At 37.3% G+C, this 20,383-nt stretch carries 14 protein-coding genes and 3 pseudogenes; 10 read left to right on the top strand and 7 right to left on the bottom strand.

Features of this window, described 5'->3' with window-relative positions; genetic code table 11:
- Window positions 1-67: 67 nt before the first annotated feature.
- From acs to ACP6PM_RS32700, 5 genes are all read left to right on the top strand, one after another.
- On the top strand, window positions 68-2,035 hold the full coding sequence (acs, locus tag ACP6PM_RS32720; RefSeq protein WP_426591027.1) for an acetate--CoA ligase: 1,968 nt from the start codon (window positions 68-70) through the stop codon (window positions 2,033-2,035).
- 572 nt (window positions 2,036-2,607) lie between these two features.
- Window positions 2,608-4,827, top strand: coding sequence for a pentapeptide repeat-containing protein (locus ACP6PM_RS32715; RefSeq protein ID WP_426591026.1), 2,220 nt, complete (start codon window positions 2,608-2,610; stop codon window positions 4,825-4,827).
- A 211-nt stretch (window positions 4,828-5,038) separates the two neighbouring features.
- Window positions 5,039-5,650, top strand: coding sequence for a DUF6940 family protein (locus ACP6PM_RS32710; RefSeq protein ID WP_426591025.1), 612 nt, complete (start codon window positions 5,039-5,041; stop codon window positions 5,648-5,650).
- 338 nt (window positions 5,651-5,988) lie between these two features.
- Complete coding sequence (locus ACP6PM_RS32705) at window positions 5,989-6,462, top strand: hypothetical protein (RefSeq protein ID WP_426591024.1); 474 nt, start codon at window positions 5,989-5,991, stop codon at window positions 6,460-6,462.
- 368 nt (window positions 6,463-6,830) lie between these two features.
- The gene (locus ACP6PM_RS32700; RefSeq protein WP_426591023.1) at window positions 6,831-8,162 is read left to right on the top strand and encodes a YcjF family protein; all 1,332 of its coding nucleotides are present in this window, start codon (window positions 6,831-6,833) and stop codon (window positions 8,160-8,162) included.
- Window positions 8,163-8,379: 217 nt separating this feature from the next.
- Here ACP6PM_RS32700 and ACP6PM_RS32695 read toward each other — a convergent pair whose 3' ends face one another.
- Both ACP6PM_RS32695 and ACP6PM_RS32690 read right to left on the bottom strand, forming a co-directional pair.
- Entirely contained in the window at window positions 8,380-8,937 is a 558-nt protein-coding gene (locus ACP6PM_RS32695; RefSeq protein WP_426591022.1) for a CatB-related O-acetyltransferase, read from the bottom strand.
- A gap of 276 nt (window positions 8,938-9,213) precedes the next feature.
- Window positions 9,214-9,597, bottom strand: coding sequence for a PH domain-containing protein (locus ACP6PM_RS32690; RefSeq protein ID WP_426591021.1), 384 nt, complete (start codon window positions 9,595-9,597; stop codon window positions 9,214-9,216).
- 270 nt (window positions 9,598-9,867) lie between these two features.
- Here ACP6PM_RS32690 and ACP6PM_RS32685 point away from each other — a divergent pair, with 270 nt between their 5' ends.
- Both ACP6PM_RS32685 and ACP6PM_RS32680 read left to right on the top strand, forming a co-directional pair.
- Window positions 9,868-10,479, top strand: coding sequence for a hypothetical protein (locus ACP6PM_RS32685; RefSeq protein ID WP_426591020.1), 612 nt, complete (start codon window positions 9,868-9,870; stop codon window positions 10,477-10,479).
- 409 nt (window positions 10,480-10,888) lie between these two features.
- Window positions 10,889-11,794 carry a phosphodiester glycosidase family protein gene (locus tag ACP6PM_RS32680; protein WP_426591019.1) on the top strand — a complete coding sequence of 302 codons (906 nt, stop codon included), beginning with the start codon at window positions 10,889-10,891 and terminating at the stop codon, window positions 11,792-11,794.
- 334 nt (window positions 11,795-12,128) lie between these two features.
- On the opposite strand, the gene ACP6PM_RS32675 is transcribed toward ACP6PM_RS32680, so the two are convergent.
- Window positions 12,129-13,148 carry a tetratricopeptide repeat protein gene (locus ACP6PM_RS32675; protein WP_426591018.1) on the bottom strand — a complete coding sequence of 340 codons (1,020 nt, stop codon included), beginning with the start codon at window positions 13,146-13,148 and terminating at the stop codon, window positions 12,129-12,131.
- A gap of 554 nt (window positions 13,149-13,702) precedes the next feature.
- Between ACP6PM_RS32675 and ACP6PM_RS32670 the strand changes: the two genes are divergently transcribed.
- From ACP6PM_RS32670 to ACP6PM_RS32660, 3 genes and pseudogenes are all read left to right on the top strand, one after another.
- Window positions 13,703-13,909 carry a helix-turn-helix domain-containing protein gene (locus ACP6PM_RS32670; protein WP_426591017.1) on the top strand — a complete coding sequence of 69 codons (207 nt, stop codon included), beginning with the start codon at window positions 13,703-13,705 and terminating at the stop codon, window positions 13,907-13,909.
- Window positions 13,910-14,142: 233 nt separating this feature from the next.
- A complete protein-coding gene (locus ACP6PM_RS32665) occupies window positions 14,143-14,589 on the top strand; it encodes a helix-turn-helix domain-containing protein (protein ID WP_426591016.1) in 447 nt (148 codons plus the stop codon).
- 316 nt (window positions 14,590-14,905) lie between these two features.
- Window positions 14,906-16,185: pseudogene (locus ACP6PM_RS32660) on the top strand (RNA-guided endonuclease InsQ/TnpB family protein).
- Window positions 16,186-16,254: 69 nt separating this feature from the next.
- Here the strand turns inward: ACP6PM_RS32660 and ACP6PM_RS32655 are convergent.
- The 4 genes and pseudogenes from ACP6PM_RS32655 to ACP6PM_RS32640 form a co-directional block, all read right to left on the bottom strand.
- Window positions 16,255-17,964: an alpha/beta hydrolase gene (locus tag ACP6PM_RS32655; RefSeq protein ID WP_426591015.1), complete on the bottom strand. Its 1,710-nt coding sequence runs from the start codon at window positions 17,962-17,964 to the stop codon at window positions 16,255-16,257.
- A gap of 457 nt (window positions 17,965-18,421) precedes the next feature.
- Window positions 18,422-18,802: pseudogene (locus ACP6PM_RS32650) on the bottom strand (prepilin-type N-terminal cleavage/methylation domain-containing protein); the annotation flags it as partial.
- Window positions 18,803-18,819: 17 nt separating this feature from the next.
- Window positions 18,820-19,824, bottom strand: a complete 1,005-nt coding sequence (locus ACP6PM_RS32645) for a pentapeptide repeat-containing protein (RefSeq protein WP_426591014.1) — start codon at window positions 19,822-19,824, stop codon at window positions 18,820-18,822.
- A 68-nt stretch (window positions 19,825-19,892) separates the two neighbouring features.
- Window positions 19,893-20,262: pseudogene (locus ACP6PM_RS32640) on the bottom strand (IS66 family transposase); the annotation flags it as partial.
- Window positions 20,263-20,383 lie beyond the last annotated feature (121 nt).

The following is a 20,383-nucleotide window of genomic DNA, read 5'->3' as shown; positions in this document are numbered from 1 at the left end:
TAAAGATTCTTATGTTCATTCTAGGTTCACAATAATTATTAGCAGTAACTATAAATACAGAAAACAAATGTCAGAATCAACTATTGAATCAATCCTACAAGAAAAACGTCTTTTCCAACCACCGGAACAATTTTCCCAAACTGCCCATATTAAAAGCATAGAAGAATACAAACAACTCTACGAAAAAGCTAGAAATGACCCAGAAGGATTTTGGGCAGAACTAGCCGAAACAGAATTAGACTGGTTCCAAAAATGGGACAAAGTTCTCGACTGGCAACCACCCTTTGCGAAATGGTTTATTAATGGCAAAATTAACATTTCCTATAACTGTCTAGACCGTCATCTAACCACTTGGCGACGGAATAAAGCAGCCCTAATATGGGAAGGGGAACCAGGAGACTCTCGCACCCTAACTTATGCCCAACTGCATCGGGAAGTTTGTCAGATGGCAAATGTATTTAAACAATTGGGAGTAAAAAAAGGCGATCGCGTCGGCATATATATGCCCATGATTCCTGAAGCAGCGATCGCCATGTTAGCCTGTGCAAGAATTGGTGCACCCCATACAGTTGTATTTGGTGGGTTCAGTGCTGATGCGTTAAAAAACCGACTTGTCGATGCAGAAGCTAAATTAGTTGTTACTGCTGATGGAGGTTGGCGTAAAGATGCTATTGTTCCCCTCAAAGAACAAGTAGACAAAGCATTAATAGCAGGTGCCCCCACTGTGGAAAATGTTCTAGTCGTCAAACGCACTGCCCAAGAAATTCACATGGAGTCTGGGCGAGACCATTGGTGGCATGACCTGCAAAAAGGTGCTTCTGGGGAATGTCCAGCAGAACCGATGGATAGTGAAGATATGCTATTCATTCTCTACACAAGTGGAACAACAGGTAAACCTAAAGGAGTCGTACACACTACTGGGGGTTATAACCTTTATACTCACGTTACTAATAAATGGGCGTTTGACCTTCAAGACACAGATGTATATTGGTGTACGGCTGATGTGGGTTGGATTACAGGTCACAGTTATATTGTCTACGGTCCACTCTCCAACGGTGCTACTAGCCTGATGTATGAAGGTGCACCACGGGCGTCTAATCCTGGTTGTCTCTGGGATGTAGTAGAAAAATATGGCGTTACCATTTTTTACACTGCTCCTACTGCTATTAGAGCATTAATGAAAATGGGAGAAGAACATCCTAACTCCAGAAATCTAACTTCTCTACGTTTGTTGGGAACTGTAGGAGAACCAATTAACCCAGAAGCTTGGATGTGGTATCATCGCGTTATTGGTGGAGAGCGGTGCCCAATAGTTGATACTTGGTGGCAAACTGAAACTGGTGGATTTATGATTACTCCCTTACCCGGTGCTACTTCTACTAAACCTGGTTCGGCGACTTTGCCTTTCCCTGGCATTATTGCTGATATTGTTAATCAGGAAGGAGAGGCTGTTGATGGTAATAGTGGTGGTTATTTGGTGGTTAAGCATCCTTGGCCTGGAATGATGCGGACTGTTTATGGTGATGACGATCGCTTCCGTCGTACTTATTGGGAATACCTACGGCCGAAAAATGGGGAATATATTTATTTTGCTGGTGATGGTGCTCATAAAGACGAGGATGGTTATTTTTGGGTGATGGGTCGTGTTGATGATGTGATGAATGTGTCTGGTCATCGTCTGGGTACTATGGAGGTTGAGTCGGCGTTGGTGTCTCACCCTGCTGTGGCGGAGGCTGCGGTTGTTGGTAAGCCTGATGAGGTTAAGGGTGAGGATATTGTGGCTTTTGTGACTTTGGAAGGGGAACGGGAGGCTAATGCAGATTTGGAGAGGGAGTTGAAGCAGCACGTTGTACAGGAGATTGGAGCGATCGCTCGTCCTGGTGAGATTCGGTTTACTGAGGATTTACCGAAGACTCGTTCTGGTAAGATTATGAGACGGTTGTTGCGTTCTCTGGCAGCAGGTCAGGAAATTGCTGGGGATACTTCGACTTTGCAAGACCGGAGTGTGTTGGATAAGTTGCGCGGTGGAGCGTGATTAAAAGTCAGAAGTTAGAAGTCAGAAGTCAGAAGTAATAGTTCAGTAGGGTGCGTTAATGAAATCTAACGCACCGCCTCTTCCAAATATTTCGGTGTTTTACTATTGGGTATAGAGCAGTAATTAATTCATTTTCTGAAGCACTCCGCCAGAGGTGATGAGTCGTGAAATTTTCCTTCCCCATGCGTATAGAGCAATAGTTAATTCATTTTCTGAAGCACCCAGCTGGAGGTGATGGATAGTCAAATTTTCCTTCTATTACTTATAGAGTTCAGAATTAATTCATTTGCTGAAGCACCCCGCCAGAGGTGATGAGTAGTCAAATTTTTCTTCCATTACTTTATAAGAGTCAGAATTATTCATTGACTGAAGCACCCCGCCAGAGGTGATGGGTAGTCAAATTTCCTTCCCCATGCTTATAGAGCAGTAATTAATTCAAAAGATACCGAATGGATTCTATATAATAATTGTTAGTAGGTCTGGTAGGGTGCGTTGATGAAATGTAACGCACCGTCTATCCCAAATATTGCGGTGCGTTACTACTACTAAGTGCTTATTAATAGATAAAAAATATGAATCCGCGTCAACGTGAAATATTGCAACTATATCAACAAGGTGAACGAAATTTCCAAAGAGAAAATCTTAGAGGTCTGTCTTTTAAGAGAGAAGATTTGTCTGATGCAGATTTCAGTTTTGCCGATCTTCGGGGTACTAATTTTCGTGGGGCAAATCTAACGGGGGCTAAGTTTTGTGGAGCTAAAGCTGGATTACAGAGGCGTTGGGCAGTTCTCTTGGTAGGAGTGTCACTTTTAGTGTCGGCACTATTAGGAGCAGCATCTGGGTTGGCTAGTCTTATGGCTTCTGGTATGCTACAGCCTGCATTCATTCAAAAACCTCATCCTATTGCTTTGGGTGTGATTGTCTTTGTAGCATTAGCTGCTTTCTTTATTTTTAGTATTCTCCAGGGATATATAACTGCTATAATTACCATAGGTTTGTCTCTGGCTACGGCTGTAGCTATAGGTGGAATTTTTTACGGGACAGTGGGGGGAGTAGGAACAGGGACAGCGGCTGTAGCCATTTTTATTGTTGTAGTTGTGGCTTTGGCTGTAATAATAACCTTGACTATTTTTGTAGCTAGAGTCATGTCTGGGGCATTTGTTGCTGTTGTAGGTGTAACGGTAGCAGCTATGGTAGCAGCCGGAACTCTAGCTGTAGCTGAAAAGGTCGAAGGGGCTATGCTTGATGCTCTGAGTGCTGTTGAATCCTGGGAGAGTAGAGCAATAGCTGGTGGTATAGCTGTGGCAGCAGTATTGCTAGGAAGTTACATTGGTTGGCAAGCTAATAGTGGAGATGAGAAGCACAGTCTAGTTCGGAAAATTGCTGTTGCCTTTGCAGCAACAGGAGGCACTAGCTTTAGGGGTGCTAACTTGACTGATGCTAACTTTACAGCAGCCAGACTGAAAAGCACAGATTTTAGAGGTACTAACATAACTCGTACTTGTTGGAGAGATACTGTTAAACTAGACCGCATACGACCAGGGGAAACTTATCTAAAAGATGCCAAAGTCAGAGAGTTAGTTAGAACAGGTCAAGGAGAAAACCTGGATTTTCATCGCTTAAATCTTCAAGGAACCAATCTTAAGGGAACAAATTTAACTAATGCCAGTTTCATAGAAGCGAATCTCAACTCAGCCAACCTTCAAGATGCAAACCTTTCTTGTACCAAATTAGTAGGAACATTTTTAGACCAAGCTGACTTCACAGGATCAACTTTAACCGGAGCATTCATAGAAGATTGGGGTATAACTACCAAAACTATACTAAAGAGTATCAAATGTGATTATGTTTATATGCGCTTACCTCAGAATAGAGGACGACCTGACTTTTTAAAGCTTCCAACTGAAGAAAGTTTGGATGAGCGTCTGCGCCGAAAACCTGCCGATGAAGATAAAATTTTTGAAGAAGGGGAATTTGTAGATTTTATCAAACCTTTTGTCAATACCTTAGACCTTTATCATAATCAAGGAGTAGACCCCCGAATAGCTGGATATTCATTTGAGAAACTACAAAAAGACCATCCAGAAGCAGAAATAAAAATCCGTTCTGTGGAGTTTCGAGGGGAAAATAACGACAAATTATTGATTAGAGCTGACACTACACCTGAAGCTAACCATTCAGTTTTAGATCAAGAATATTTCGAGACTTATAATGAGTTAAAAGCACTTTCAGCAGAACAACTTCGAGCAATATTGGCACACAGAGAAAAAGATATTGAATGGTATAAAGGTGTATTAAGTGCAGCAGTTAATCGCCCTGGTGTTAATATAGGAGAGTATAGTAATCAAGGAGGTACAAATATGTCAGGAAGTAGTGGAGACGAAATTAATGCTCAAGAAATTCATGGAGCAGTTGGCAACAGAGGAAAAATTGATGGTTTGGCTGGTAGCGGAAGAGAAATTTATGGTTTAGCTGGTAAAGGAGAAATTAAAGACTCTGCAAAAATTGCTCGTACAATTTACGAATCTCAAGAACAAAATTTAGCACAAGCAGCAAAAGATATTCAAGAATTATTAGAGCAACTAGATAAAACTTACCCGTCAGATACAATGCCAGGCAAAGTGAAAATTGCTGAAGAAGTAATTACACAAATTGATAATAATCAAACAAAAGCAGAAAGAATATTAAGTGCCATAAAATCTGGTGGAGTTGCTGCCTTTCAACAATTCCTGAATCATCCTGCTAGTAGCTTTGTTATTGCAGCGTTAGAAGATTGGCAAAAGAGTAAATAGGATTTGAGGAGTCAGGAGAAAAGCGAGTTTATTTCTCTGATTATTTGTTCAAACTACTAATTTTTCATAAACCTGGTTTCTGCTTAAGTCCTGATTCAATTAACAAATAGACTTCTCCAAAAATCAAAAATAAAATCAATTATCGTACAGAAATTATCAGTTATTTCTCCCTATTTTCTATTCCCTATTCCCTCTTTTCTGGAGATATTTAATGTTTGATGCTAGCCATGAAATTCTGAAGGAAAGTCGCGTTCATAAATACACAGTGACTGACAATGGTAAACCGATATCTTATGCTGAGGTTTTAAATCTTTGGCAGTCTGACTCAGACTTCTGTGCCTTCTTCATTTCACTTTTATCTGAGTCGCCCTTTTCAGCATATCGCTGGGAGACACCACCTATTACTAAAGATACTCTAAAGCGTCAATTTGAATTTGTGTTGCTCAATTCTCCAGGGTTGGCAAGCAACCCAGACAAAATGACATTTGCGAATTATTTCGCAACTGATGATGTTAACAATGGAATTGTTGTATTTGAGAATTTAGGCAAAGATGCAATACTTGTGGTTCCATCTCCAATAGATTCAAATTCTTCTCTAGGAGAAACTCTGTTTTCAGCTTATTCCCATTTAGCAGCCTTCATTCGCAATGCGCCCGATGCTCAAAAATATGCATTGTGGCGAATTGTGGGAGAAACTGTGCAACAACAGATTTCAGATAACCCACTTTGGGTCAGTACGGCGGGTGGTGGTGTAGCTTGGCTTCATGTTCGATTAGATTCTCGACCTAAATATTACGGATACAATTTATACAAGGATTACTAAGGTCAAAAACCGGTAGTCCTAAACAAGTTTTTGCTTGGGATGTAATTTATAACTGGGTTAAAGTCTTTTTAAGGAGTAGGGGATCGGGGTAGGGGAGTAGGGGAGATGGGCAGATTGAAGTATAGAAATCATTTGGCATCTTTTAAGGAAATTCAGGTTTGAAGCTTTTCAGTTTAGGTTTGGGGCGTCTCCGTTGACTTCTAAAGATTCATGCTTTTTCAGCAAACTCTCTTATTGACAAAACCAATAATTTTGTTTATGTTTGTTTTTAGGTAACTTCTTTAATGTTATTTTAGTATGGCACATCTAACTATTGTTCAATAGTTGAAAAAAAAATCATGGGTACTAGAGAAGCGTCTTTTTTATTAGGTATCTCTCGTCAACGTTTATTAGTTTTACTGGCTCAAGGAAGAGTCAAAGGAGCCAAAAAAAATGGTAGATTCTGGGAAATTCCAGTATCTTCAAGTGGAATGCCCAGAATAATTCCGGCTCGGCGCGGTCCCAAGGGTATCTGGCGCAAGCAGAAATCTACTAAACCTAAAATGATTCATGTTAATCAAAGCAAAATAAAAGGTAATTTTGGTAAACTTCCTGAACAACTTGAACCTATATTGTCAGTTAAGGATGGGGAACGTAACGATTATGGTTATGACTTATATATTCCAGGTCCTTGCCAAATCGTCTATCGGCCTTACGAACCAGCAAAATGTGGCGCTCATCTGTGGATTAATACTTATGATCCAGTGCAATTTATAGATACTCAATTCAATCCAGCTACTGCAAGGCAACCTAGCAAACAAATTAGCATATAGTCTGGTTTCAAAGGCATTCTTATCATCACCAAAAAATATTTATTCGCTCATAGCAGCTCAACTGACAATAACTTCAGGAAATTTCTGCTGTTTATGAAAACCAATCAATGTTGCGAGTTTACAAATAATCTGTTAGAGGGAATCCCGCGCTGTCTCGTAGAGCAGCGTCGGGAGGATGTCAATTTTGGGAAATCGTCACAGTATAGCGCTACTTGAATAGGGAATAGGGAACAGGGAACAGTTGACTATCAAAAGGTTTCAGGATTTAGAAATGTCCTAACCTATTTGCCTAGTGCTATATAAGATTTTGATCTTCCTATTTTTTCACAAATCATTTAGGATTGATAACAGATATAAAGATAACTGAAATGACTGAACCAAATGATATTAACTCCCCAATACCTAATTCTGAAGAGTCCGATCGACCGACTGAGGATGTAAAAACAGAGTCAAAAACTGACTCTTGGCAAAATCGTATCGGTGGAATTTGGCATGATACTAACAACCGCTTGATGAAACTTTTTCCTGTGGGTAAGGCAGCACAAACAATGATGCAATGGTTTACTGTGGATGAAGCTCAAGTTGCCGAAATACTGGCAAAAGTACGCGCCCAACTTCCTACCACTGAAGCAATATTAATCGGTAAACCCCAAACAGGTAAAAGTTCCATAGTGCGAGGTTTAACAGGAGTTTCACCAGAAATAATTGGTCAAGGTTTTCGCCCCCATACCCAACACACCCAACGTTATGCTTATCCTTCTGATGATTTGCCGTTGTTAATTTTTACCGATACTGTGGGGTTGGGAGATGTGAAACAGGAAATTCCTGTTATTATTGACGAACTTTTGGGAGAGTTGGAGCAGGAAAGCAACCGCGCCAGAATCTTGATTTTGACTGTAAAAATTAATGATTTTGCCACAGATACTTTACGACAGATAGCACAACAGTTACGACAGGAATATCCAAATATTCCTTGTTTGTTAGCAGTGACTTGTCTGCACGAAGTTTATCCCAACCCCACTGACGACCATCCCGAATATCCTCCAGAATATGAAGAACTCAACCGCCCTTTTGCTGCTATTCAGGAAGATTTTGGGGAGTTGTATAATAGCTCTGTGTTGCTCGACTTTACTCTGGAAGAGGATGGGTATAACCCAGTATTTTATGGTTTAGAAGCATTTAGAGATAGTTTAGCTGAATTACTTCCAGAAGCAGAAGCACGAACTATTCATCAATTATTAGACGAACAAGCGAGCAAACAACTAGGGAATATTTACCGAGATGTGGGGCGACGTTACATTTTATCGTTTACTATTATGGCAGCTACGGCAGCAGCAGTACCTCTACCTTTTGCGACAATGCCAGTATTGACAGCCTTGCAAGTGTCAATGGTGGGTTTATTGGGAAATTTGTATGGGCAAACAATTTCTCCATCTCAAGCAGGTGGGGTTGTTAGTGCTATTGGTGGCGGTTTTGTTGCTCAAGCAGTAGGGCGAGAGTTGATTAAAATTGTGCCTGGGTTTGGCAGCGCGATCGCTGCTTCTTGGGCAGCAACTTATACTTGGGCGTTGGGAGAAAGTGCTTGTGTTTATTTTGGAGATTTGATGGGAGGGAAAAAGCCAGATCCAGAGAAAATTCAGGGAGTGATGCAGGAGGCGTTTGAGTCGGCGAAGGAGAGGTTTAAAGGGTTGAAAAATTGAATAAACCTGTCTACTAAATTTTTTGTTAAACTATATAAACCTTAAAGATAATTAACTTGAGAAAAATTAATGAGTAAATTTCGTACCTCTGTATCAGAAGACCCTATACCTGAATCAATTGTACTTATGTTTCGGGATCTTAACCGAGATCCTTCTATAAAATACCTATGGGGACATTAAGATAAAATATTTAGAGGATTATCATCAAAATCACATTTTACCAATCCCACCATTTAATCTCCAACAACTCTTTAATAATATCTTCTTCAAATCTTTTCCGAATTTCCTTAGCAGGATTTCCCCCCACAATACTGTAGGCTTCAACATTCTTTGTAACCACAGATTTTGTTGCAATAATCGCTCCATTTCCCACTTGAATACCAGGCATAATTGTCGCTTCATAACCAATCCAAACATCATTACCAATAACAGTATTCCCTTTGTCTGGCCAAGAGTCGGGCATGGCTTTTTCCCAACCATTTTCAAACACAGGAAATGGGTAATTTGTAAACCAATCAGTCCGATGATTTCCACCATTCATAATGAATTTTACATCTGAGGCAATAGAGCAAAATTTACCAATAATTAATTTATCCCCAATAAAGTCAAAATGATAGAGAACATTCCGCTCAAAATTCTCTGGATTCTCAAAATCATCGTAGTAAGTATAATCTCCCACAATAATGTTAGGATTGTTAATAATATTTTTTAAATAAACTAATCGAGTTTGATTAGGCATTGGATATTTAAGATTACGGTCAGGACCGTTACTCATAATGTTTAAATAAAGGAAAAAGATTGATTGAGAGAGAGATTTTAACTTCCTCTGATGGAACACTCTCAAAAATTAGTATAATAAAAATAAAGAGTAGATCCACTTATGAACTTATGAACTACTCTTTGCTGAAGCAAATTATTTAACCAAACTGATAATTGGCGTTGCATAATCTAGATATGAATTATAAATATTCATCTCTTTTCCCTACTTGTTCTCATTCCTATTTATTATAACGACTGCCTACTCCCTACTCCCTACTCCCTACCTTCTAATTTACTTCAACACATATTTACTCAGTACAGCATATACTTCATTAATATTCACCGAACGATTAAATTCATGGCTAATTGGTTCTGATTCACTACCCACCCAAATTTTTAATTCTGCATCTAGATCAAAATGCCCTGCACTTTCTTTAGAAAATTTAGTAATTTTTGAGTAAGGAATAGAAAGAAACTCAATTTTATGCCCAGTCACTCCTTGTTTATCTACCAATATTAAACGCTTATTAGTAAACACAAACATATCACGGATAATCTGGTAAGCTTTTTCAATTTTTTCTCCATCTACTAAAATCTCATTGAATAACTTATCTAGTTTTTTAGAATCAACATTAAGTTCGGAAGCATTGCCCAGCAGACCACTAATTAAACCCATATTTTACTCCTTTTAATATTATCAAGCTTTAATAAACTTAATTATCAAATCATTAGCAGAAGATTATTGTTATCTTCTATTCTATTTTAACAAACCCAGGCGTCATATTATGTCGCTACAAGATGTTAACTTACCCACACCCATGAAGCTCGAGGCGCTACTATTTTAGCTCCAATAATTTTGAAAAAAGATTTTGTGAATACTCTTGCTTGAGCCAAAAATATGTCACAATAAAGACATTTTATATAACTCTGACTATAGTATGTCCTTATGTCAAAGGTCTACAATACTACCGAACTAATAAATATCTTAGCTGAAGAACGCCAAGCTTGTATACAAGGCCAGCGTCTTAATTTGGCTGCAACCCCCCGCACTGGAAACCCAGTAGTTGACCAATTTCTCAAACCAGAGGCGTTTCAAAAGTTTACTGCCTATCAAGATTTTAAAGCTGCTATTCATCGTTATCAAAGGGAATATTTGGTTTCTGGTATTGTGTGGCGACAAGTGACAGTTAATGAGAAAACTATTAGTTTTCCTGTGGTGCATGAACAGTTAATTGCCTTGTCGGATGATTTAGAAATTTTGCAGGCAGCAAAAGCTTCTGTGTTAAATTTCTGGAACCAAGTTACCAGAGGGATGGATTTATATTTAAGTGTGAGTCATGGTCGAGAATTTCGCCCAATAGAAATAATTGAGATAGAGGCGATCGCCCAACGTACAGAATGGGCGAATATGTTGAAGTGGGAAAAGTCAAATTTTTTGGAGATGCTTTTGCAGTTGGGATGGGGAAAACCAGAGTCGGCAGCTTATCGCAGAGGTTGGCCTAATTCTGGTAGTGAGTATATTCATGCTGTGAAACCTGGAAAACAACCTATTTGTTAAGATATTCAAGATAAGGAATAGGTTCAACAATAGACATCTCGAGAAAAGAGGAGCAGGAAGAGAGAATTGATAATTTATGTAGGATAATTGATTTTATTTTTTATTATTGGAGATATCTAATTAATAATTAATAGACTGTTTGTAAAATAAGTATTAAGATAGCATACGAATGACTAAAATCTCAAATCGTTGATACTGCAAGAGATTTAAATTTGGTAGATAGATAAGTATTCAGTACATATATTCCTAGATTTTTAAGCAACAAATATTTGTCTTGATTTCTTTGTACATATTTTCTAATCGACCATTTCTACTGACTATTGACTATTGACTACTAAAAAGACTAGAAAGACTTTTTCAGCCAGCCCTAATTATTCATTATTAATTCCAAAAATGAGGATTTTATCTAATGTCTGGATCTAGAATTATTAGATGGCGATCGCTCTTAACTATTGGCATCGTCTTTTCCTTAATTTTAATCATTACAATTTTTACTATATTATCTTTTATTCGCCCTCCTCGAACTAACACAAATTTATTACTATTTCCTGGAGTTTTATATGAAAGGATTGCTTTTTCTCAACCGCGTCCGATTATGATTCATGTTGTTACTATTGACCTTTCTACACCAGGATTTAAAGTATTAGTAACGCCAAGAATTTCCACTTCTCCAGATATGAAAATTCCGGCTCGTACTACTTCCGAATTTGTCAATGAATTTGATTTACAGCTAGGAATAAATGCCAATTTTTTCTCCCCATTTTATGAAAAGACACCTTGGGACTTTTACCCTAAAAGTGGGGATTTAGTCAACGTAGTCGGACGAGCAATATCTAATGGTGATGACTACTCTATAATTGATAGAAATTGGCCGACTTTATGTTTTAATGTCAAGAACTATGCTCAAATATCAGATAATTCTATTTGTCCGGTTCAAACTACTCAAGCTATTTCTGGTAATTTAATTTTAATTGCTAATGGTCAGGCAATTACTGTGCCAGGAAATTCACCTTTTAATCAGAGACCTTATCCACGGACAGCAGTAGCAACTAATCAAAAAGGTGATAAATTATGGTTAGTTTTAGTTGATGGTAAACAGCCTTTTTATAGTGATGGTCTTACTATGGCAGAACTACAGGAATTTATGATTAATTTAGGTGTAGATAAGGCATTAAATTTAGATGGTGGAGGTTCAACAACTTTAGTAGTAAGACCTGATGATCAAGGAAAATTACTAAATTCACCAGTTCATACTCTTATACCCATGCGTCAACGTTCAATTGCTAATCATTTAGGATTTTCTATTCTACCTTGAGCAAATTTGCGAATTACTGACCCAAACTCATAGGCAACAAGCAGAATAAGTCAGATATTACTTTTAACTTTTGACCGAAAAATTTGGGTAGTTACGCCTCCTCTTTTAAGGGGATAAAAAGCGGTCGGAAAGCGGAGCATGACCTTAGGATGGGATGGCGAGGTTTCACGCTCTTACAGAGCCGCTCCGCTTTTAATGTCGCGTAGCGAAACGCCATATCCAATCGACCAAGACAAAAGAATATTCCGTATTTCAAGCCTCCTGGTTAAGCAGGAGGTACTGATAACTGATAACTGATAACTGATAACTGAAATGACTTGGGCGTAGCGCTATACTATTCTTGAAATCTTTTTAGCATATCTACTGCAATTTTTTGACTTTCTGAATCTCCATCTAATCCAAAAAGAAAAGCAGCTTGCTGAAAATTTTCCATTGCTTTACTTTGATTTCCAATTAAATAATAAACTACCCCTCTATTCAAGTAAGATTTAGGATTATTAGCATCAATTTTAATAGATTTATTTAGGTCTTCCAGTGCTTTTTGTTTTTCTCCTAATTGTAGATATTCATCACCTCGGTAATAATAAGCTTGAGAATTTCCAGGATTTATTTGGATAGCTTTATTAAAGTCGGCGATCGCTGCTCTTCTCATTCCCACTTGAGAATAAGCAACTCCTCTACTTAAGTAAGTTTCACTCTGACCAGGGTTGAGATTTATCGCTTTTTTTAAGTCTCTAATTGCACCCCAATAATTTCCTTTTTCCATCTTTTGTTTAGCCTGGTTATTAATTTCAATTGCCTGTTTTGCCCAATTAAATCTTTTAGTTATTACTTGATAATTTTCGCGATAAAGTTTTAACTTTTCTCTAGCTTCTAGATATGAACCGCTCTCTTGAGGAATTTTTTCTAATAAATTAATTGCATATTGCCATTTTTCTTGTGCTTTATACCAAGTATTAATAGGATGGGGTGGATTTTGTACTAATAAAGCTGCTGCCATTGCTGACTCTTTTGCTAACTTTAAATATATAAATCCATATTCTTCTAAATATAGTTTTCTCTCTATTGCTGTTAGTTGATAATTTAGTTTAACTATTTCTCTGGATACAGGTTGTAAGGGTATACCAGGTAATTGAATTGCTTGTTCTAAAATGGCTATTGCTTTGGGCAATTGATTTCGTGCTGCTCTAAGTTTATTAATATCTACATTTTGATTGATGTCTCCTAAACTAGCTATTTTTTGTTGAGCTATAGTTATGGATTTTTTTTGTACATTATTTAACCAAACAATTGAACCGCCGTAACCTAAAGCCAGGATAATTAGAATAAATGTAATGGGGTTTCTCTTACCCATGCTTGCTCCTCTCAATTTTATCAATATTTTTATCGCTTATGGCTGTAGATAGTTTACCTGAATACACAAAAATTTATTGAATAACTTCATAAGTCAGTATACACTTTAAGTAACCAGATGTAATTAAATATCACTATGTCCGAAGGGATTATAACGAGGTAAAAAAAAGCCATATCAAGGGTTTTGGCTGCATAAAATTTTTGTTACATAGTGAAGTTTATTCACCGAAAAAATGGGTCTGAAGCCTCGCCCATAAGCGGGCGACTTTTTATTGGAGAAAAAAGTCAATGGAATTAAGAATTAAAAATTAATTCTTAATTCTACATTCTACATTCTTTAACTAGCTATCAGCTATCAGCTAAAAATTAGAGGGTTTAAGTCCCCCACTATATATATTTGCCTAATTAGTGGTGCGCTTTGCGTGGGGGTTATAAGACGCGGAGCTGCTTGTCTTGAGTATCCCCCATTATAACCTTGAAAAGCTGATTGCTATATAGCTGAGTGCTGAGTGCTACTTCAAGTATGCTATCACATTATTAGTTTAGATAAGAATTATGAAAGCTAGATTTAAGTATCGTATTTATCCAACACGGGGACAAAAAACCAGATTAGCAAAGGTGTTTGGTTGTGTCCGTGTTGTTGGGAATGATAGTCTAGCTTGTTGCCAAAAGAAGTATAAATTAAGAGAAAATAAACCAAGTAATTCAGAACTACAAAAGCTGTTTATTACTCAATCTAAAAAGACTCAAGATAGAGAATAGTTATCATAGGTTTCAGTTGTACCGAGGATGTCAAACCTATCTACTTAGTTTTTTTAGGACTTACGCACGCGAAACCTGGTTGCTACGAAAAAAACTGGGTTCCTGGGTTCTCGTGCATAAGTCCTGCCTTTGTTAAAAATACTATAGTGACTATTTACTTTTTTGTATGCTACAGATATTATAGAAAAGATTTTTAGATCACAAAAGTAGTATAGATATCAAGGAAAATAAATATGGCCGGAGTATGCAAAATAGAAATCACAGAAACAGTTCCAGAACTGAAAAAATTGTTAAATCATCAAAAAACCGCCAGTGGTTTTCAGAAGATTCAAGCATTGTATCTATTTAAAATTGGTCAAGTAGCAACTGTCACAGAATTGGCAGTTACTCTAGGGGTAAATCGGATTACAGTACAACGGTGGTTGAGGCAATATCGTAAGGATGGTCTATCAGGATTATTGCAGGTAAAACAAAATGGGGGACGCAAACCAGCAATTCCAGCAGAAGCGCGAGATAAGTTGGAAAAACGACTGAATGACCCCGATAATGGTTTTCAGAGTTATGGAGAAATTCAAACATGGTTGCAAGAGGAATATAATATTAATGCTTCTTACAAAGCAGTTTACGCTACTGTGAGGTATCAGTTAAAGAGTAAATTAATCAAAAATAATAAAAAATAATAGGGGTTGGTGAATCTTAGAAGGAAGAAGGAAGAGGGAAAAAGGAAAGAAGAAAAGAAGGAAAAAAGGTTTAATATCATGTCTGGTAGCATCGGACATGATATAATTTTTGCCCACAACCTACTAGACTGACACAGCTAATTTTGTGCGTTATATCATTATCAATAGGGCGAGTTCATCTGATTGAATTTTCATCTAAATGTTGGTTGGAGACCCGCGCTCTCCGGTAACGGGAGCGTCGCATGGGAAAACCAATCAATCTTGCAGTTTCACACATAATCTGTTAAAATGTTTTTGTTGAATAAATAGACAGTAAATGATTGAAAAAGCGTACAAATTTAGATTTTACCCCACTCCAGAACAAGAAAATTTGTTATGGAGAACTTCGGGTTGTGTACGCTTAGTCTAAAACAAAGCTTTAGCAGCTAGAAATCAAGTATGGTATGAACAAAAGCGACGAGTAAGCTACAAAGAAACTTCAGCTATGCTTACTTGTTGGAAAAAACAGGAAGATTTGGATTTTCTGAGTGAAGTTAGCTGTGTACCACGGAGAGCAAGCTTTGAGACATCTACAAACAGCTTTCACTAACTTTTTTAGTGGACGCGCTAAATATCCTAATTTCAAGAAAAAGCGCAATGGTGGTAGTGCTGAGTTCACAAAGTCTGCTTTCAAATGGAAAGATAGTCAAGTCTATCTAGCTAAATCTGCAGAGCCATTACCTATCAGATGGAGTAGGCAATTACCCCAAAACTGTGTGCCAATCACAATAACAGTCAAGCTTGACCCTTCCGGTAGATGGTCTGTGTCTTTGAGAGTCAAAGACACCAGAGATTTAAAACTCAAGCCAACTAAGAAACAGGTAGGCATTGACTTAGGAATCAAGTGCCTATTAACTACCAGTGATGGAAAAAAAGTAGCTAACCCTAAGAATCTTCAGAAGTTACACAAAAAACTAAGGTTAGCTCAAAAATCTCTATCCAGGAAAACCTTGGGATCTAATAATTATCAAAAAGCCAGACTTAAAGTAGCAAAAATCCACGCCCAAATTAAAGATTCCCGGATTGACTATACCCATAAACTGACAACCCAACTAATATAGAGAAAACCAAACGATAGTAGTTGAGGATCTAGCAGTAAAAAACATGGTCAAGAATCACAAATTAGCAAGAGCAATAAGTGATGCCAACTGGGGAGAGTTAGTGAGGCAATTAGAATACAAAGCTGAATGGTATGGACGGGAATTAATCAAAATTGATAGATATTTCCCTAATGCCTCTTTCAGAGGAGCTGCCTCTTACAGAGGAGCTTCGCTAACGCTAACAAAGCGTTGCTCTAATTGTGGGCACATAGTGGAAAAATTACCTTTAAGTATCAGAGAGTGGGACTGTCCTGAATGTGGTAGTCACCATGACCGTGATGTTAACGCTTCAATAAATATTTTGGCTGCGGGACTCGCAGTGTCAGTCTGTGGAGCGACTGTAAGACCGGAAGGGAATAGATCCCGGAGGGCGGGTGCATTGTTAGCGCAGCTCCTCTGCAAGAGGCAGCAGAAAGCCCCTATAAGTGATGTTAGGGAATCCCGCGCTGTCTCGTAGAGCAGCATCGGGAGGATGTCAAAACATTAATTTCAATTAAAACCCGCCCCTACTCCAAATATAATCTAATTAGTTTGTTCTTGCTTGTTTCGATACTTTGTTTAACTGAGTTTCTGACAAAGACTTCACCAAACTTAGATTAAAAGGTTGTTCGCTGATGGTCTGAGCATAGGATGCTTGCAAATAAGAGCGATATTCAGAGCGATCGGCAATGTGGGTTTGGAAAAATGCTAAACCAAAAGCATTAGCATAACCAATTACTACTTCTGGGTCTGGTTTAATCAAGTCTTCTAGAGAAGTGAAAGCATTTTTGTGCACTGCACCCAAATTAATATTAATATGATCTGTTCCTTCTGTTAAGACTAAATACTTATCAGGAGTTGTCAACGAAGTAAAAGAGTTTACTTGTTCTAAAACTATGGGAGTAATTTTATCTTCACTCCCACTTCCCCACAAAACAGGTAATTTAACTTGACCCATACCAGCTTTTCCAAACAAACTACTATTTACTGGGTCAAGTACAAATATTGCTGCAATTCTATCATCTTTGAAGTTATATTTTTGTGGCTTCAATTCCAACGCACGACACTGTAGCAGCAGCGACATATTCAAAACTTCCATTTCTGGGCCACAATCTTGTTTGAGTTGATTAAAGTTAATCTCAGCACCTGCTAAAGCAAAAGCGGTAGAAGCTCCAAAAGAATGACCAAACATACCAACTTTTTCTAAGTTTAACTGACCATGGAATTGATATTTATTTAACTGCTCTAATTCATTTAATAAGAAAGAAATATCCAAAGGGCGATCAATAAATTCATTGCCCTGGAACATATCTTTAGTTTTACCTGCTAAAAATTTCTGAATATATTCATAATTACTGCCTCGATGTTGGGGTAGGGCAACAGCAAATCCATAAGAGGCTAAATGTTCAGCTAAACTCTCAAAGTTTACCCCATTGGAGCCTAAACCATGAGAAATAACTACTACAGGAATTTGTGTTTCTTTTGAAGAGGTATTTGGGAAATAAAATTTGGATGAAAATTTACGATTTCGTCCAGTATCTTCAAGAATAATTTCTTGTTGGGAAAAGCTATATTTTCCTTTTTTTCTAATATCTGGTAATTGAGAATAATCTACTTTGTTTTCTCGATCGGCTTCTTTTAATGTTAGATTTGCTACTGTTTCAACAAAAGCTTTTGTCTGTTCTTGTACTGTAGAAACTTTTTCAGTTACAGCCAAAATTTTCTTGGCTTCTAGCCACATAACATCACTAGGAAAATGACGAAGAAAATTTATCATAGTTAAGCCTTCAGAATCATTTACAGATTTTAACAAGGCTGTTTTAATTGCTTCTGCACCATTTTCAACAGATGATAAATCATCAGAAATTGATTGAGTTTTAATTACTTCTCCTAAACTTTTGAGGAATAATTTTCCCATAGGTGAGTGGAGAAATTGAGAAACTATTTGAGGCGGAAAATTGTAGCGAGTTTGCAATAATTCTCGATATTCTTGTTCGTCTTCAGCTTCTAAAAGCAGCATATAGCTAGCTAGTTCATAGTTAATTTCTCCATTTTTAGCATAAGTTTCTAATGCTGATACTGAAATGAAAGTATTTAAACCTTCGTGACCTACAGAAATTTGCTTGGCTGCATTGACTGGTAAAGCAGTTAAAATAGCAGGAATTATGCCTAGGGTTAGAGATTTTAACCAACGGCTCAAACCATAAGAATTACTTGTAAGGTTGTTTGTTTTTTGAGCTTTAAATGCTTTTTCCATGGTTAATTACTCCTCATAATTAATAAATAACTTTTCATCCTTCTCTTGTGTCTTTCAAGAAAGATGCTAACCCCATAGTTGTTACTGCTAGATAAATAGCTGCAATATCCCCTGGTAGATTACTGTTTTATCGGGGGGATTATTATATATAAATAATTGAGATAGATTTAAGTTTGTAGAAAAAAATGTTGAGTTTTTCTCTCAATTTTCTTCAGAAACTACAATGCCTTTAGAGATACTATAATTTAGTATGGCAGAGTGTTAATTGATGTTTTGCAGTGTTTTATACTGATTTTTTTTCCTAAAGTTGTAATATTATTTGCCATGAAGTGAAGCTGGATAAGTAGAGTATTTATTACTAGATATGGTAATATTAATGCAGAATCAATAGTAATTTTGAACTGTGGCGAAGTAGGATGTGCCCAAGTCAGTTAGAATGATTTTAGTACGAAAATATTCAATAATATTCAATATTGGCGATCGCCTTATACCATTTCTCAAAAAGAATGCTATACCTGATTCGGTGTTGATTATCTTTAGGTTGACCTATAATAATTGATAATTCAGAAGGAATTGTCAAAAATATGATTTGATCTCGAACATCATATACATAGTTTTCTGTTTCGGTAGGTAACTCTACATCTGCTACTGAATTTCTACTAAATTTACCATTCTCATAATAGTAGTTCATTTGGATCTTGTTGGCACCATTTATCTTAAGTTCAGGTTCTTTTTCTTTGGCTTTAGAGACTAGATTTAAAAAGGTACCTAAACCAATAGCTGACAAAATTCCGATAATAATAATCACAACTAATAACTCGATTAAAGTAAATCCACGATTATTATTTTGCTTGTTTAAACGTTGTAAAAGTCTGAATTCGGGGGTAAGTTACTGGAAAAAGAAATTGGGAAAGGATGATTTTCTAACCAAATATTAGCTCTAATAACTGGAAAACCTGTGGCAAAACTTCCCCCTTCAAAATTGAGAGTCACTAAATAATTAGCAGAGGTTGATTTTTGAAATATCTCATTAACCAAAGATATCATATGTTTATTTTGCTCTTCTAAACGAGCATCTTGTTTCTTTATTTCTGCCAACTCCATCTGATGTTGTTTCTGATTATCCTGAATATTTTGACTTATATATCGTTTGGTTTCTTGTAATTCTTTCTGATATTTTTCCTCTAGCACTCTCACATTTTGCTCGTATATTTCCATAAAGTCTTGATGAATTTTTTCCTTCTTCGTTTCTGGGGGTACATCAATTCTAATTACTACTACTCCATCACCTTTATTTTCCATTCCTTGAATTTTCATGGGGATGCCTTCGTTTTCCACTTGTACCTGTTGGAAAGATGACATAAATGCTTTGGCATCTACTCCATTTCGGAAAATTAAATCTACAGTATTTAAGACTTCTTGGAATAATTTTGTAAAGTCTCCCTCTTGAAAATATCCACTGCTAGGGCGACGTTCCCTATCGTCTGTTTCTGGTTTAGCTTCCTCTAATAAATAGATATATTTTGATTCAACATTATCGAGGATGGTAGTGTGGTCTATATTCCAACCTTCTAAACAAGTTCCTGACATTTGAGCGGTGGTAAAATTAGTGCCTATTGCTAATGCTTCGGTTAAATTTGCGTTGTTTAAATTGGCAGCTTGTAGAGAAGCTTCTCCTAAGTCTGCTAGTTTTAAATTGGCATTACTAAGGTCGGCACTTATGAGGTTTGCTCCTCTTAAATTTGCTCCTATATATTCTTGGTCTTTTCCCCATCCAGTTATTAATAAATCTCTGACTTTTATGTCTTCTAATATAGTTGCTTCGACTCTGGCAAATTTTATAGCGGTTTTCATTAACATAAAATACGTAAGGATTCAGGTGAGAGCGATATAGCTGCCGCTAGGCTCCGCCAACGCTATTGAATGATTCAGGTATCAGATATAGGAATCAGAGAAAGAGCTGATAAGTCATCACTATCTAGAGCGATACGGCTGAGGCAACCCTCTGTGTTTAATGTCAGCGACAGCCGAAACCCTTTCAAAGACTGCTCAAAGAAATCAATTACAGAACGACCCTGGCGACGACAAGTTTGTACCACAGTTAGTAAATTAGCTGTGTGTTCAAATCTTTCCATGCTTCTGGAGCCACCACTTACCTTTCTTTTAGTGATAGCCAATCGTGCGGGACCGCTCTGCTAGATTATTATCAGGCGGTATTTCTGGGTGAAGTAGAAAATACCACCACTGTTTGACTTTTAGATTGAGCGAACGTAACAATTTTCCCGCCTCATAACCTGCAGGGATATTGCCAGATGTAGTTAGCGTAATATTTACGCTAACTACATCTGAATTTTGTCCAAAGTCCAAAATAAATACTTTACAGCGATTTTCAGATTGATAAACCACATCGTCACAACTA

It is taken from the genome of Dapis brunnea BLCC-M229, from assembly GCF_050015995.1.
Taxonomy (GTDB): domain Bacteria; phylum Cyanobacteriota; class Cyanobacteriia; order Cyanobacteriales; family Microcoleaceae; genus Trichodesmium.
Note: the sequence above shows the minus strand (reverse complement) of the source record. Positions and strands in the feature narration are given on the sequence as shown.